Source organism: Vibrio sp. T13N, assembly GCF_032970445.1.
Lineage (GTDB): Bacteria > Pseudomonadota > Gammaproteobacteria > Enterobacterales > Vibrionaceae > Vibrio > Vibrio diabolicus.
The window spans coordinates 160,014-174,919 of sequence record NZ_JAWJYE010000006.1 but is presented as its reverse complement, the minus strand read 5'-3'; the positions used below and the strand labels follow the sequence as shown (position 1 = coordinate 174,919).

At 45.8% G+C, this 14,906-nt stretch carries 14 protein-coding genes; 8 read left to right on the top strand and 6 right to left on the bottom strand.

What is annotated here, in order from left to right; genetic code table 11:
* Positions 1-75 precede the first annotated feature (75 nt).
* Positions 76-891 carry an alpha/beta fold hydrolase gene (locus tag R2S67_RS12080; protein ID WP_104974519.1) on the top strand — a complete coding sequence of 272 codons (816 nt, stop codon included), beginning with the start codon at positions 76-78 and terminating at the stop codon, positions 889-891.
* Between the two features lie 34 nt (positions 892-925).
* Here R2S67_RS12080 and plsY read toward each other — a convergent pair whose 3' ends face one another.
* Positions 926-1,537, bottom strand: a complete 612-nt coding sequence (gene plsY / locus R2S67_RS12075; RefSeq protein WP_005379857.1) for a glycerol-3-phosphate 1-O-acyltransferase PlsY — start codon at positions 1,535-1,537, stop codon at positions 926-928.
* A gap of 250 nt (positions 1,538-1,787) precedes the next feature.
* On the opposite strand from plsY, the gene folB reads away from it, so the two are divergent.
* From folB to R2S67_RS12060, 3 genes are read left to right on the top strand one after another with little or no spacing between them, the layout of a single operon-like run.
* Complete coding sequence (folB, locus tag R2S67_RS12070) at positions 1,788-2,147, top strand: bifunctional dihydroneopterin aldolase/7,8-dihydroneopterin epimerase (RefSeq protein WP_005436044.1); 360 nt, start codon at positions 1,788-1,790, stop codon at positions 2,145-2,147.
* Positions 2,144-2,632, top strand: coding sequence for a 2-amino-4-hydroxy-6-hydroxymethyldihydropteridine diphosphokinase (gene folK, locus R2S67_RS12065; protein ID WP_012841141.1), 489 nt, complete (start codon positions 2,144-2,146; stop codon positions 2,630-2,632). The genes folB and folK overlap by 4 nt, the downstream gene beginning before the upstream one ends.
* Positions 2,633-2,641: 9 nt before the next feature.
* Entirely contained in the window at positions 2,642-3,445 is an 804-nt protein-coding gene (locus R2S67_RS12060; protein ID WP_006743204.1) for an undecaprenyl-diphosphate phosphatase, read from the top strand.
* Positions 3,446-3,663: 218 nt separating this feature from the next.
* On the opposite strand, the gene R2S67_RS12055 is transcribed toward R2S67_RS12060, so the two are convergent.
* On the bottom strand, positions 3,664-4,884 hold the full coding sequence (locus tag R2S67_RS12055; protein ID WP_317344445.1) for a multifunctional CCA addition/repair protein: 1,221 nt from the start codon (positions 4,882-4,884) through the stop codon (positions 3,664-3,666).
* A 138-nt stretch (positions 4,885-5,022) separates the two neighbouring features.
* Here R2S67_RS12055 and R2S67_RS12050 point away from each other — a divergent pair, with 138 nt between their 5' ends.
* From R2S67_RS12050 to ggt, 3 genes are all read left to right on the top strand, one after another.
* Positions 5,023-6,639 (top strand): ExeA family protein, encoded by a 1,617-nt coding sequence (locus R2S67_RS12050; protein ID WP_150916238.1) that lies wholly within the window; start codon positions 5,023-5,025, stop codon positions 6,637-6,639.
* On the top strand, positions 6,639-7,322 hold the full coding sequence (locus R2S67_RS12045) for a general secretion pathway protein GspB (protein WP_005395951.1): 684 nt from the start codon (positions 6,639-6,641) through the stop codon (positions 7,320-7,322). Before R2S67_RS12050 ends, R2S67_RS12045 begins: the two co-directional genes overlap by 1 nt.
* A gap of 279 nt (positions 7,323-7,601) precedes the next feature.
* Positions 7,602-9,332 (top strand): gamma-glutamyltransferase, encoded by a 1,731-nt coding sequence (gene ggt, locus R2S67_RS12040; protein WP_317344443.1) that lies wholly within the window; start codon positions 7,602-7,604, stop codon positions 9,330-9,332.
* A gap of 90 nt (positions 9,333-9,422) precedes the next feature.
* On the opposite strand, the gene R2S67_RS12035 is transcribed toward ggt, so the two are convergent.
* From R2S67_RS12035 to R2S67_RS12025, 3 genes are all read right to left on the bottom strand, one after another.
* Positions 9,423-10,034, bottom strand: a complete 612-nt coding sequence (locus R2S67_RS12035) for a TIGR04211 family SH3 domain-containing protein (protein WP_031780509.1) — start codon at positions 10,032-10,034, stop codon at positions 9,423-9,425.
* A 178-nt stretch (positions 10,035-10,212) separates the two neighbouring features.
* Positions 10,213-11,472, bottom strand: a complete 1,260-nt coding sequence (locus R2S67_RS12030) for an inorganic phosphate transporter (RefSeq protein WP_005395948.1) — start codon at positions 11,470-11,472, stop codon at positions 10,213-10,215.
* Between the two features lie 131 nt (positions 11,473-11,603).
* On the bottom strand, positions 11,604-12,284 hold the full coding sequence (locus R2S67_RS12025) for a TIGR00153 family protein (protein WP_031780508.1): 681 nt from the start codon (positions 12,282-12,284) through the stop codon (positions 11,604-11,606).
* A gap of 212 nt (positions 12,285-12,496) precedes the next feature.
* Between R2S67_RS12025 and R2S67_RS12020 the strand changes: the two genes are divergently transcribed.
* Complete coding sequence (locus R2S67_RS12020; protein WP_005395946.1) at positions 12,497-14,029, top strand: inorganic triphosphatase; 1,533 nt, start codon at positions 12,497-12,499, stop codon at positions 14,027-14,029.
* A gap of 40 nt (positions 14,030-14,069) precedes the next feature.
* On the opposite strand, the gene R2S67_RS12015 is transcribed toward R2S67_RS12020, so the two are convergent.
* Positions 14,070-14,843, bottom strand: a complete 774-nt coding sequence (locus tag R2S67_RS12015) for a potassium channel family protein (protein WP_006743197.1) — start codon at positions 14,841-14,843, stop codon at positions 14,070-14,072.
* Positions 14,844-14,906 lie beyond the last annotated feature (63 nt).

Below are 14,906 nucleotides of genomic sequence, written 5' to 3'. Positions count from 1 at the left end.
ACTCTGACTGATGCGAGCATTTCGGTATCGTTTCAGTGATAGGATGGTGCGGAAGAATAAGAAATGGATATAACAATGAATAAGTTTGAAATTGAAGGTCAGCAACTTGCTTACCTTGATAAAGGTGATGGTCCAGTATTACTGTTTGGTCACAGTTATTTGTGGGATAGCCAAATGTGGGCGCCACAAATTGAAGTTTTAAGCCAGTCATATCGTTGTATTGTGCCAGATTTGTGGGCACATGGTGAGTCAGAAGCGGCCCCTACATCGACAGAGTCATTAGTTGATTATGCACAACATATGTTGGCGTTGATGGATCATTTGGACATTGAAGAGTTTTCGGTGGTGGGCTTATCTGTTGGCGGCATGTGGGGAGCGGAGCTAACGGCTCAAGCGCCGCAACGTGTGAAATCACTGGTATTGATGGATACCTTCATTGGTTGGGAGCCAGAAGTTACGTATAAAAAGTACTTTGCAATGCTTGATACCATCAGCCAAGTCCAAGCGGTGCCTGCGCCAATTATTGAAGCCGTTGTGCCGCTGTTCTTTGCCAACAACGTCGATCAGGATAACCCTGAGTTGGTCGCTTCATTCAAACGCAGTTTAGAAGACCTCAACGGTGAGCGTGCGGTTGAAGTAGCTCGCATGGGGCGCATGGTGTTTGGTCGCCGTGATGTGATTGAAGATTCGGAAAAATTCGCTCTGCCGACGTTAATTGCGGTGGGCTGTGAAGATAAGCCTCGCCCGGTTTTCGAATCGTATTTAATGAAAGACTGTATCACGGGCAGTGAGTTGGTAGAAATTCCGCAAGCGGGACACATCAGTTGTTTAGAACAGCCGGAGTTCGTCAACCAAATGTTGTTGAACTTCCTGAATCGAGTTCATGCATAACCAATGCATCCCTCTTTAAACGAAAAACTCGGCATTAAGCCGAGTTTTTTTGTGTCAGTTTCTTCTCGCCGATTTTTGGCTCGTCGCCAGACAAAAGCCGCCGAATATTTTGATGATGCTTAAATACGATTAAGCAACACAGCATAGCAACAGGTAACGTGTATTGCGGCTTAAACATCCAGGTATAAAACGGAGTGACCAAAACCGTGACGAGAGCCGCTAAGGATGAATAGCGGAATAGCGCGGCGACTGACAGCCAAGTTAACATCACTAATCCTGTTAAGTCCAAACCAATCGGAGCGATAGCGCCAAGCGCGGTTGCGACACCTTTTCCGCCTTTAAAGTGGAAAAAGATGGGGTACATGTGCCCAAGACAGGCAGCAATGGCGATGACGCCAAGAATGATAGGGTCGATACCAAGAAAGTATCCGCCCCACACGGGGATGGTGCCTTTGAGCATATCGCACAACAAGACTGAAACAGCGGCTCCTCGTCCGCCAATACGCAATACGTTCGTTGCTCCAGGGTTGTTGGAGCCTACACTGCGTGGATCTGGCAGTTTTAAGAGTCGACAGATCAAAACCGCACTGGAAACCGAACCCAGTAAATAGGCGGCCATTGTCATTATCAGTGCCAGTGCGTCCATAGAAGTCCTTGATGGATTGGAATTTAATGCTCGGTTCCCGCGTAGTTGCTATCATACCTCGAATTCACATAATGCAGAAATCCTCACTGTGATAGAGCTTGCATTATGTGATTTCTTGTATATAAAGATGCTTTCGCAGTTTATACCTAAGTAACATTGTGATGACCCAAGTAAATGTTACTTAGGTATAGAATACTACGATCAAATTACCCCTCACGGGTATCCGACCTCTGTAATAGAAGGACATAAGATGGCTCTGGATAAAGTTTTTATTGAACAATTAGAAGTAATCACCACGATTGGCGTGTACGACTGGGAACAACAAATTAAACAAAAGTTGGTTCTGGATATCGAAATGGCGCACGACAATAAGCCTGCGGGTAAAAGTGATGATGTGCAAGATGCGTTGGATTACTCGCAAGTGAGTGAGGCGGTACTGAACCATATTGAAAATGGTCGTTTTCTGTTGGTTGAGCGCGTAGCCGAAGAAGTGGCAGAGCTTATCATGCAGCGTTTCTCTGTGCCTTGGGTGAAAATCCGTTTAGCAAAACCTGGTGCCGTGCCACAAGCACGCGCTGTTGGTGTCGTGATTGAGCGAGGTCAAGCATGATCACCACCTATATCGGTGTTGGTACGAATGTAGAAAGAGAGCAACATGCGCTCGCTGCGTATCAGGAGCTGCTACAGCTTGGAGAAAGTCTCCTCGTATCGCCGGTATATGAATGTGAACCTATTGGCTTTAGCAGCCAGAACTTCTACAACTTTGTCGTTGCAATGCGTACCGAGTTGTCATTAGAAGAGTTGAGTCATCAGCTACGTGAGATTGAATTTAAGTGGGGACGCGAAGAAAATGCGCAAAAGTATCAGGATCGAACACTGGATCTCGATATAGTGTTGTTCGGTGAATGCGTCTCCAAGAAAAAACCTGAGCTACCTCGCAGTGATATTTACAAATATCCTTTTGTCACAAAGCCTCTGTATGATCTCGAACCTCAATTAGTGATCCCAGGCGATGGACGCACAGTCGCAGATATTTGGCATGCAATGCAGCCAGTCGATTCACTCAAACCTGTTTCTTTTTCATTTTTAATTTGAGTTGTTTACATGAGTTATTTTGAAGCCTTTATTCTGGCTCTGATTCAGGGTCTGACAGAGTTTTTGCCTATTTCGAGCTCAGCCCATTTGATCCTGCCCTCCGCCATTTTGGGATGGGAAGACCAAGGTCTAGCCTTTGATGTTGCTGTTCACGTCGGTACATTAATGGCGGTAGTGATCTATTTCCGCCATGAAGTGATCACTCTGTTCCAGGCATTATTTGCTTCGATCTTTAAAGGAGATCGGAGTAAAGAAGCAAAACTTGCTTGGATGATCGTGATCGCCACGATTCCAGCTTGTGTGTTTGGCTTGTTGATGAAAGACATCATTGAAGTATATCTACGTAGCGCTTATGTCATCGCGACCACAACGATCGTATTTGGTTTGTTGCTTTGGTGGGTAGACAAAAACGCTAAGTTGGTTGCGGATGAATACCAAACGGGTTGGAAGAAAGCCGTGTTTATCGGTATTGCTCAAGCCTTAGCGATGATTCCTGGAACGTCGCGTTCAGGGGCGACCATTACGGCTGCACTTTACCTCGGCTTTACTCGAGAAGCGGCTGCGCGCTTTTCATTTTTAATGTCGATCCCGATCATTACATTAGCTGGTAGCTATTTAGGCATGAAGCTAGTGACCAGTGGTGAACCTGTCCATATTGGCTTCTTGCTGACTGGTATCATCACATCGTTTATCAGTGCGTACATCTGTATCCACTTCTTCTTAAAGATGATTTCACGCATGGGCATGACACCGTTTGTGATTTACCGTCTGATTCTAGGTTTCGGCTTGTTTGCGTTCTTGCTTAGCGCCTGATAACGCGACGGATTGGCAGCTTGCTTAACCGCAAGCTGCATACCTAAACCACAACGTCATTCTGAACAGCGACGAAGGAGCGAGGTTCAGAACCTTCTCTCAGAGTTTCTTGTAGCGTTGGCCATTTCTAAAACTTCCCTGCGTGCTGATATTAGATTCCTAGTCTCGCTGGAATGACCTGGCATGAATACAATTCGGTTAATTAATCTGAGCTCAGATCACTTATTCAAAGTGACTCTTACCGCTTCAATCCGTCTCTTTTCTTGTTCATCACGTATTGCCGGGCCTTTAAATCCATCCTTAATGATGCTCTGAACATCTACGGCGGCTGCGGCTTGATAAGCGCGGGTAAAAATCTCAGCTTGAGGATAAGGCTTCTCTTCTAACCCTTTTCGACCTGCATGGTCAGCCTGACAGCATATTAAAATATCTTCTAAGCGCTCAGCTTTGCGCCACACATCGAATTTGTTGAGTATTTTTATGATGGTTTGCGGCTTTAACTCGGCCGCACGATGGATATTGGAGTGCTGTTCGCACACCATCAAGGCTAAATCACGAAACTCATTCGGTACACGGACACGCTCGCACAGATTTTTGATCAGTTTTAATCCTGTATGACAATGCATTCTGTGGCTTGGCCATTCGCTCTCTGGCGTCACCCCTTTGCCCAAGTCATGCACTTGAGCGGCAAATCTGACGGGGAGTGAGTCACTCAATCTTGCGGCTTGCTCTGCCACCATCAAAGTATGGATGCCCGTATCGATTTCTGGATGCCATTTTTCTGGTTGAGGTACGCCAAATAGTGCATCAATTTCGGGTAAAACAACGGCCAATGCACCACAGTCTCGTAGGACCGATAAGAAAATATCAGGGCGAGGGGTGGAGAGGGACTTATGCCATTCTTGCCAAACACGCTCGGGAGTCAGTGTGCTCAGCTCTCCAGATTCTGCCATGTGGCGCATTAACTGCATGGTTTCGTCGGCAACCGTAAAGTCTAGATCAGCCAGCTTGGCAGCAAAGCGAGCGACACGTAAAACGCGTAGAGGGTCTTCGACAAAGGCGTCTGAGACATGGCGTAGGAGTTTATTATTGAGATCTTTCTGGCCGCCGTAAGGATCATGGAGCTTACCTGCATCATCCATTGCCATTGCATTAATGGTTAAATCACGACGAATTAAATCCTCTTCTAAGGTGACACTTTGATCAAAGAAACACTCAAAGCCAGTGTAACCAGAGCCTGATTTTCTTTCTGTTCGCGCAAGTGCATGTTCTTCTTTACTTTTTGGGTGCAAAAATACAGGAAAGTCTTTACCAACGGCGGTGTACCCTTGGGACAGCATCATCTCGGGAGTCGCACCTACGACCACCCAGTCGTTGTCATAACTATCAATTCCGAGCAATTTATCTCGAACTGCGCCACCTACTAAATAAACTTGCACGAATTACCTCTTAATTTATTGATATGCCGTTGGACATTGTAGCAAGCAATGGTACTTTTCTTTACTCCCGAGAGTAGATGCAGCTATGTTTATATTATATCTGACTATTCCCTGGTGGTTTTTTAGCTGGAGAGCCTAATGTATAAGGACTTTTTTGGGTTTGTAGAACAACCATTTTCGATTGTTCCAAACTCGCGTTATTTGTATTTAAGCCAACGTCACAAAGAGGCAATCACACATCTCCAAGCCGGGCTAGGCGATGGCGGTGGTTTTGCTATGCTTACTGGCGAAGTGGGTACAGGCAAAACGACCGTCGCAAAAGCGATGCTGGCGAATTTAGGTGATAACACCAAAGCGGGCCTGATCCTAAATCCCACGTTTTCGAGTCGAGACTTGCTCGAAGCTATTTGCGATGAATTCAAAATTACTTACCCGCCAGATGCAAACCTCAAACAGCTAAACCAAGTGATTCACAAATACTTGCTGCGTAATTATCGTTCAGGCTGGCAGACATTGCTGGTCATTGATGAGGCTCAACACCTTGCTGCCGACGTTTTAGAGCAGTTACGTTTGTTGACCAACTTGGAAACCGATACCAGAAAACTGCTCAAAGTGTTGTTGGTCGGACAGCCTGAATTACAGCGGCTATTACAAACGACGCAACTACGCCAGCTCGCTCAGCGCATTACTGGGCGTTATCACTTGTTGCCGTTGGATGAAAAAGAGACAGAAGATTACATCGCGTTTCGATTACATACGGCAGGTGGTGACCAGCAACTGTTTAATCGTGCTTCTTGTAAACTCATTGCCAAATACAGTCACGGCATCCCGCGCTTGATTAATCTTATCTGTGATAAATCTCTCAACATCAGTTATCACCAAGGTAATGTGGTGGTGGATAAGCAAACCGTTCAGCAGGCCTGTGAAGAGGTGATGCAGTTTCAGGCAGATATTTATCAGCAAGATAAAAAAGAGCGCCGTACTTTCCGTTGGCCTGCTTGGGGCTCAGTCACGGTGGGTCTTATTGCTGCATTAGGTACGGGGTGGGCGGTCGTGAATTATATGCCAGCTCAAGCAACGTCAGTGTTGGCGCAAGTGACCGCACCAAGAGAGGAGCCAACGCCAATAGTCGTCAACCAACAATTGACAGATGATCAGCGTGACTTATTGTTAGCACAAAAACAGTCGAATCTCGCCGTGAATGATTTGTATCGTTTGTGGGGTTATCAAGCATCGGTTCGCGACAATCTTTGTTTATCAGAACCCCAATCGACCATGCGTTGTGAGCGTAAAATGGCGACCTGGCCGCTGCTGATGCAACAAAATCGCCCTGTAATTTTGGAGTTGAATTATCAAGGTGATGTTGGGTATGTCATTTTGTACGCCGTCGGCAATGACAAAGTCGAAGTGCTCAATGGCAAGCAGCGTCTGCGTCTGCCTATTTCGTGGCTAAAGCCGATGTGGCAAGGCAATATCATTGAACTGTGGCAAGCGCCGTTGAAAGAGACATTACGTTTAGACATGGAAGGCCCTGCGATCGAAGTATTAGACCGACTATTAGCAGAAGCGGTAAGTGAGCCACTGCTTGAAACGTCTATTTTTGATGGTGCGATGAGAGAGCGAGTTGAGTTATTCCAACGTTGGCAAGGTATTGGGGTCGACGGCATTGCAGGTAAGCGGACGCTAGATCGTCTTCAACAAAACGTGCAGCCAGATGCGCCTCAACTGGCACGAATCGAGAAGGAGGACGCATAATGTCAGCCATGAAACATATTGGTTTGTTCTTGTTGCCGATCACCGTTGCTGCAATCGGAGTTGCTTGGTATTTAGATCTCCTTACGCCTCATGCTGAAGCTAGTACTTCCGCCCCTAAGGCTAAGATGGAAGCGGAACAACCGTTCAAAGCATTGGACTATCCTGAAACTACTCAGTTGGCGCAATTGCCAAGAGAGTGGCCAAGTGCAGAGCTGTCTCGTGATTTTGGTACGTTTGCAACATCTGATGAATACGTGAGTAATACAGCAAACAAAGACGAGATAGAAACATCTGTATCAACTCAAGGCACTTCAGTAGTTGAAGAGGACCTAGGTTTGTCTCTGGATGATCTTGACTTGTCCTCATTATCTCCTGATTTGGCGCGAAAGGTCGAAAATGCGTTATCCCGAGATGATGCGCCTTCACCACAAACGGTGCGCGTGAACGATTTAGAGCGCAACGCTCACCAATGGCAAGGGCGTTTACCTGCGCTCAATTTGCAAACTCACATGTACGCCAGTGATGAAAATCGCCGCTGGGTGAAAATTAACAATGTTGAATATCATCAAGGAGACGTTGTTGATGGGCAGGTCACATTAAGAGAAATACAACCGCAAGCGGTGATTGTCGAGTTCCAAGGTGAGCAAATTCGTATCCCAGCGTTGTATGAGTGGAAAGGGTAGCCGTTTTTTATAGTAAATCATCAAGCCAGCGAGGTCATGCCGCTGGCTTTTTTGTTTCTCATAAGGCCTTTTTTCATCTATTTGAGTGATGATTTTTAAGGACTCACACAAGCAAAATATAGCTTTTCTCAGTCGTTTAAATTACATCAATATCAGTCATGTATTAGTAGAATGACTCCAGTCAGCGTTGTGTAAAAAAACGCCACATTGACGAACTTCGTCATCACGACCTGGTCCACGTTAGACCCCATGAAATAACAGGAGTCTACACAGAGATACATGCGTATTCTGATTTTTTCTTTAAGTGTTGTTGCGTCGTTAAGTTACGCAGCAAAGCCGGCCCCTTTCCCTATAACACCAGATAATAACGGACAAGATTTTATGGTCAGTGCGACCAACCCTTACGTGAGCAGCACTGGTTATTCAATATTGAAAGAGGGCGGGAACGCCGTTGATGCCATGGTCGCGATGCAGATGGTGATGTCTGTGGTTGAACCGGATATGACGGGAATTGGCGGCGGTACTTTCGTGCTGTTTTATCAACATGACAAGCAGAAGTTTTTAGCCCTTGATGGGCGAGATGAAGCGCCGTCTAGCGCTCACCCTGAGATGTTTATTGAAAATGGGAAAGCACTCAGCCGCGATGAAATTTTGGGGCCTCGCTCCGTTGCGGTACCGGGCACCTTACGTTTGCTTTATTCCACTCATGAGCAATACGGCAAATTACCATGGTCTGAGTTGGTTCAACCTGCGATTAAGCTCGCGCGTGATGGGTACGCGATGAATAGCTATACCTATGATATCGTCGTGCGAGAGCAAACGCGTTTGGCTCGCGACCCAGAAATTAAAGCCTTGTATTGGCAAGATGATGAAGTGAAGCCAACAGGGACGTTAATGAAGAACCCTAAAATGGCTGAGACGCTAGAGAAAATAGCTCAGCAAGGCGATCGCTATTTGTATGGTGGTGCACTTGGTCAACATATTGTTGATACGGTGAATAGTCGTATTAACGATCAGCATGAGAAATTGTCGTTAGAGGACTTTAAAAACTATCAGGTGAAATCTCGCGATATTATTGAAAGCGATTATCGAGGCAACAAAATCGTTTCGTTTGGTTACCCGGCCTCTGGCGGTGTGATGGTTGCTCAAAGTCTGAAATTGCTGGAGCCGTACGATATATCTCAGATGGCATTAACTGATGTAGAGCCTTGGCGTTTAATGACTGAGGCGATGCGCTTAGCAAAAGCTGATCGTATTGCGTATGCCGGAGATCCGGATTATGTGGAAGCACCAGTTGAACAATTGTTATCTAAAACCTATTTGGACCAGAGACGTGATTTAATCCCTGATAATGGCACCTCGAAAGAGAATCCAAAAGCCGGACAGATAACGCAAACTCAGTATGCGCAATATCAAGGCTTCGAGAGCAAAGATACAGGGCACATTTCTATTGTTGATAGGGAAGGTAATGCGATTGCTATGACCAGCACCGTTGGCACGGGAATGGGCTCTGGTGTCATGGTTGATGGCGTTATCTTGAATGCACAAATGGCAAACTTTTCACCTCAACCTACGCTTAACGGTAAGCCTACTCAAAACTCGATTGAAGCGAGTAAGCGTCCACGCTCAGCCATTACGCCATTAATGGTGATGGACAGTGATGATAACTTGCGTTTGGTTGTCGGTTCACCAGGAAGTTCGCAAATCCCGGGGTATGTACTCAAAACCGTGGTTGGCGTGCTGGATTGGAACTTATCAGCGCAAGAGGCTATTGACTTACCAAACATCCAGTACGGTACCAAGATAGACCGCACGAAGCCGTATGACCCAACAGGCTTGCTAGTGGAGAAGAAAACCTTCGCAGAAATGTTGGTGCCGGAGTTTATGGCGCTTGGCTACCCAGTACACGTTATTCCAGTGGTAAGTGGTTTGAATGCAATTGAGCTAAAAGATGGCAAGCTTTATGGCGCAACGGATCGTCGTCGAGCGTCTAGTTCAATGGGGGAGTAGTGCAGATTTCCGTAAAACTAAGTAAACAAAAAAGCCAGTCGATATCGACTGGCTTTTGCATTCTTTTTTATAGATAAAAGGGCGAAGGACTTATGCCCAACCCGCAGGTGAACGTTTTCTACGAGGCATGACATGCGGAAGAATCAAACCAAATAGCAAACCTAAACCTGCAACACCGCCGCCATAAGTGAAGTACTTAAGCAGCATGTCGTCTTTTTGTGTATCCAGTTTAGCGCGCAGCTCGCGGTTTTCTGTCTCAACAGAAGTAAGCTGGTCGCTGATCTCAGAGTATTTATTCTCAAGATCGGAAATTTGTTGGTTACGCGTTTCTAGAGAGGTAACAAGGCCGGCTTTCTCTGCATCAGAAGTTTTACGAGCGTTAGCAAGCTGCTCTTTCACTTCTGCTAGCTCTTTCTCAATGCGAGGAAGGCGAATCGCCATACTTTCTTGGTTTGTCACAAACTTGCTTTGTACCCAACCAGTACGACCGCGGTCATCACGAACTTGCGTATAGCCAGTATCTCGGTTGGTTTTAATCAGTTGTACTTTAGAACCGGCGTTAACACTACCAATAATACGGTAGGTGTTATTTGGACCTGAGTGCATAAAAGTGAAGAGGTCATCAGAAATATAACGGTCTGCTGCTAGGGCCGCTGGCGCTGCTAGCAAAGTAAACAAAACCGTGATGATTAGTTTTTTCACAGTAAATCCCTTAACGATTTTTCTTGGAGACAGCGTTGGCACCGAATGATTGGAGCCGGAAATAGACGAATAGTATGCAGTTTCAAACTTCGGTGCAACAAAGAAGGGAGGCAAAGCCTCCCTTTCTGTGCGTTTGAGTCAATAATGACAAAGCGCTTACATTCTATTGACGAGTGTCTTAAGCGAACATCGCTTGAAGTCCGTAGAAGAATACAACGGCCAATAGCGCACCTGCTGGTAGTGTAACGATCCATGATGCCACGATGTTACGAACTACGCCCAGGTTTAGTGCCGCGATACCACGAGCAAAGCCAACACCGAGAACCGCACCAACCAATGTTTGAGTGGTTGAGATTGGCAGACCAGTACCAGAAGCTAGAACAACAGTACAAGCGGTTGCTAGCTGAGCTGCAAAACCACGGCTAGGAGTTAGCTCAGTGATGCCTGTACCAACGGTTGCCATTACTTTGTGACCCAGTGTCGCAAGACCGACCACGATACCAATACCACCAAGAGGTAGAATCCACCAAGCGATGGTGCTTTTCGTGCTGATTTCGCCCATATGTTCAACAGTCGATACTACAGCAGACAGTGGACCAATGGCGTTTGCAACGTCGTTTGAACCGTGTGCAAATGCCATTGCACAAGCGGTGATAACCATCAGAACGCTGAAGATACCTTCCACGCCAGAAAAGCTGCGGTCTTCTTCGCGATTAGCGAATTTTTTCTGGATGTATACGTAGCCGCCAACCATCACGAGTGCTGAAACTGCTGCTGCCCACATCCAAGCTTCGCCATTGGTTAGGTGAAGACCAACGTGTTTTAGACCTTTTTTGATAGTTACAAGTGCAATCACCATTGTTGTGATGAACATGTAAACAGGAACAAAACGTTTGGCGTTGAATAACGGGTTCTCAGTATCAAAAATCAGACGTTGTGCGCTGACAAAGATAACGTAAGCAAAGAAACCTGAAATCACTGGTGTAATAATCCAGCTACCAACAATGCCTTGAACGCTGCCCCAGTCAACCGCTTCAGTACCTACTGATACGCATGCAAAACCAATGATTGCACCGATGATTGAGTGAGTCGTAGATACTGGCCAGCCCATGTAAGAGGCAAGAAGTAACCATGTACCCGCAGCCAAAAGAGCAGACATCATACCGTAGACAAGAACGTCAGGTTGACTAGCAAATAAAGAAGTTTCGATTACACCTTTACGGATAGTGTCGGTTACTTCACCGCCTGCAAGGTAAGCACCTGCAAATTCGAAGATCATCGCAATGATGATAGCTTGTTTTACGGTTAGCGCTTTTGAACCTACTGATGTACCCATCGCATTAGCAACGTCGTTCGCGCCAATACCAATCGCCATCATGAAACCAAAAATCGCTGCAACAATAATCAGGACAGTGCCGTAGTTCGCAAGGATATCCATCGTAATACCTAGTTGTTTTATAACAAGCGGAACAAAATTTTACGCGCGCCAAACCATAAGACGATGAAAATAGTCATCGTCCCTATGACACGTGTTTATTATGCTCTTCGTTATGTCGTTAACTTTATGTTTTAAGATCGAGATAGCATGACTTCCAAACGAGCACCTACGCGCTGCGCTTGGTCGGCAATACCACCTACCCATTCAAGAATCTTGTACAAGAACATGACATCGATAGGGTTCATGTCAGACTCAATCGCCATCAACTGTTGACGAAGTTCAATCTGCATAGCATCGGTATCATCTTCGATGACATCTAATTGATGAATCATTTCAGCGACGAGCGTCACTTCACGACCTTTGAAGCCGGTTTCTAGCAATTCATCAAGTTCATTGATTACCTTTTGCGCCTGATCGGCCGCATCAAGACAACGTTGAACGTAAGCGAGGAAGTTTGGTTGGAGAGCCTCAGGAATGACAAGTTGACGACCATATACACGGCCAGCAATGTCTTTTGCCAGGTTTGCAAGTTTGTCCTGCTGAGTCAGAAGCTCAAGCATGTCAGTACGGTCTACTGGCATGAACAAACCGCGAGGCAGTTTTAGACGGATTTCACGTTTCAGCACGTCCGCTTCTTTCTCTAGGTGAGAAATTTGTGCACGGATTTCAGATGCTTTTTCCCAGTCACCCTTTGAAGATACTTCAAAGAATTTCACCAAGTGTGAACAACATTCGTTGACACACACAACGTGGCGTTGCAAAGGCTTAATTGGGGACTTTGCAAATAACCCCATAATTGTATTTACTGGCATGGTCATTCAACCTAATAACTATAACCTTAAAAAAACATACACCATTTCTGAGTGCTTGGCGAAATGTTGAACGATGGCTATAAAGGCGCGCATGGTAACGCATTAAATCGCTCATTAAAACTGTTTTAGATCATCATTCCGGCGATATTTCTCTCTTGCCGTGCGAGAAATTACGCAATATCCTGTTTCTATCTGCTTTGAAAGGTATAGCTATGGAAACCGAAATAGAACTGAAGTTTTTTGTTTCTCCTGAATTTTCAGAAACTTTAAAAGAAAAAATTTCTGAGACAAAAGTACTTCAGCATAGTTGTCGTGACTTGGGTAACACCTACTTTGATACCGCCGATAAATGGCTGAGAAAGCACGACATTGGTTTAAGAATTCGCCGTTTTGATGATGTATTCGTCCAAACCGTAAAGACAGCAGGACGCGTCGTCGCAGGCTTACATCAAAGACCAGAATACAATGCTGAGCACACTAGCGACGAGCCTAATCTGTCGCTTCATCCTGTAGACATTTGGCCGCCAGGTAAAGACGCAGCAACGCTGCAATCTGAGCTTATGCCGTTATTCTCGACCAACTTCACACGTGAACAGTGGCTGATTGGCATGCCAGACGGTAGCCAAATAGAAGTGGCGTTTGACCAAGGTATGGTCGTCGCCAAAGGTGAAGATGGGGAAGAGAAACAAGAACCGATTTGCGAAGTTGAACTGGAACTTAAATCGGGCCAAACCGATGCCCTATTTACACTAGCACGTAGCTTTTGCGAGCAAGGTGGCATGCGTTTGGGTAACTTGAGTAAGGCGGCGAAAGGCTATCGACTTGCAAGTGGCTATGCAGGTGATGAAGTAAAATCGTTGGCACTTGTGGACAGTAGCCCGACGGATACCGTTGAATACTGCTTGATCAACTCTTTAGAACACGCCCTATCTCACTGGCATTATCACGAGCAAATTTATGCTGAGCGTGACAATGTGGAAGCGCTACGTGAAATCAGCAATGCCATTCGTTTTATTCGTCAAACATTGACCATTTTTGGTGGTGTTGTTCCTCGTCGTGCTAGCGCTATCCTGCGCCAAGAGCTCAAATGGTTGGAAGAAGAGCTGAGTTGGTTGGATGAGCACGCGCATCTTGAAGAACTTTTGGATGACAAAGGCAATGTGCTGCGTAAGTTGGATGCGCGTAAGTTCTTAGTATCTGAGTTGACTCAGCAGTTACAAGAGTTGCCAAGCCGTGAAGAAGTGCTAGGGTTGCTCAATTCCGCACGTTACACAGGGTTACTGCTGGATCTAAGCCGCTGGATCTTAGCACGCGGTTGGCAGCCATTTCTTGATGAAAAAGCACGTGAAAAAATGGCAAGTAACATCATGCCGTTTTCAGTCACTCAGCTCGATCGCACTTGGGCAGAACTAATGGAAGCTTTCCCTGCAGAGCGCGACCTGACGGCGCAAGAGTACGTTGATCAGCGCTATCGCTTGCTGCGTAATCTCTATACTGGTATTGGTTTCGCGAGTCTATATAACTCGGATGAGCGTAACAGCTTCCGTTTGCCATGGGCGGATCTGGTGCATGGTATCGATGATCTGCTAATGCTGAACCACTTGCTTCCGTTGGTAGATATGTTGGAAGACGCAGAAAAAGAGCAATTAGAACGCTGGTTGCACCGTCAAGAGCGTTCAATTTTGCATGCAATGGATCAAACCCGAGCGATCAGTGTGGAAGTTCAGCCTTATTGGCGTGAATGATCACCTTGACTACCTGTACAAAAAATAGGACCGCATGGTCCTATTTTTTTGTCTTTGTTTTGCTTTGTTGCAGTTCTTTTTCTATGAAGTCGAGTCGTTCTAGTATTTGGGCTTGTTGATTCAGGAGCTGCTCGAGCATACGTTCTTTATTGATTAAGCTGTGCGTCTGTTGTTTCGTCGGAGCGGTAAGAATAGAGGTGATAAGACCCGAAATCATACCAAAGATCCCCACACCACAAACAATGATGATGACGGCTAAAAACTTTCCTATTGAGGTCACCGGATAATGATCGCCGTAACCAACGGTTGAGATCGTTACGAATACCCACCACAAAGCATCGGCGCCAGTGCGAATATTCGCTTCTGGGTTTTTCGCTTCGATAAACAGCATTGCACTAGAACCGAGCGTAATGAGGATCACCATCAACAGTAATATTGAGGCGACCGTGGTTTCGCGGCGGTTTTCTTTGAGCTGATGCAAAATGAACTTCGACGAGCGCAGTACTAATACCACTCGAAGAATATGAAAGATACGAGCAAAGCGCAGTGGCTCTATTAATGGGATGCTCGCCACGAAATCTATCCAATGACGTTTAAGAAATAACCACCGATCTGTGGACCGGATCAAATCAATGGTGAGCTGTAATAGAAAAATACTACAGATTATGAAATCCAGACCGATAAGAACTTGACGGGTTTCGTGATCGATCGGGAAAAACAACAAGCCAGAGATCACAAATAGTGCCATAAAAGACAATATTAGTGACAACAGGCCCATCGGTCGTGTGCTGTCTTTGATATCATTGTTTTTCATACGAAGCTCGAAATAAATCGCGTAACCACGCTAAACGCGAACATAACTATAAGTAATATAAAG

What these genes read in the sequence shown, in the direction of transcription:
- R2S67_RS12050 (WP_150916238.1), top strand. Translation starts at nt 5,023, where the DNA reads ATGTATAAGGACTTTTTTGGGTTTGTAGAACAACCATTTTCGATTGTT.
- plsY (WP_005379857.1), bottom strand. Translation starts at nt 1,537, where the DNA reads ATGGACGCACTGGCACTGATAATGACAATGGCCGCCTATTTACTGGGT.
- R2S67_RS12080 (WP_104974519.1), top strand. Translation starts at nt 76, where the DNA reads ATGAATAAGTTTGAAATTGAAGGTCAGCAACTTGCTTACCTTGATAAA.
- R2S67_RS12020 (WP_005395946.1), top strand. Translation starts at nt 12,497, where the DNA reads ATGGAAACCGAAATAGAACTGAAGTTTTTTGTTTCTCCTGAATTTTCA.
- R2S67_RS12025 (WP_031780508.1), bottom strand. Translation starts at nt 12,284, where the DNA reads ATGCCAGTAAATACAATTATGGGGTTATTTGCAAAGTCCCCAATTAAG.
- ggt (WP_317344443.1), top strand. Translation starts at nt 7,602, where the DNA reads ATGCGTATTCTGATTTTTTCTTTAAGTGTTGTTGCGTCGTTAAGTTAC.
- folB (WP_005436044.1), top strand. Translation starts at nt 1,788, where the DNA reads ATGGCTCTGGATAAAGTTTTTATTGAACAATTAGAAGTAATCACCACG.
- R2S67_RS12045 (WP_005395951.1), top strand. Translation starts at nt 6,639, where the DNA reads ATGTCAGCCATGAAACATATTGGTTTGTTCTTGTTGCCGATCACCGTT.
- R2S67_RS12015 (WP_006743197.1), bottom strand. Translation starts at nt 14,843, where the DNA reads ATGAAAAACAATGATATCAAAGACAGCACACGACCGATGGGCCTGTTG.
- folK (WP_012841141.1), top strand. Translation starts at nt 2,144, where the DNA reads ATGATCACCACCTATATCGGTGTTGGTACGAATGTAGAAAGAGAGCAA.
- R2S67_RS12060 (WP_006743204.1), top strand. Translation starts at nt 2,642, where the DNA reads ATGAGTTATTTTGAAGCCTTTATTCTGGCTCTGATTCAGGGTCTGACA.
- R2S67_RS12030 (WP_005395948.1), bottom strand. Translation starts at nt 11,472, where the DNA reads ATGGATATCCTTGCGAACTACGGCACTGTCCTGATTATTGTTGCAGCG.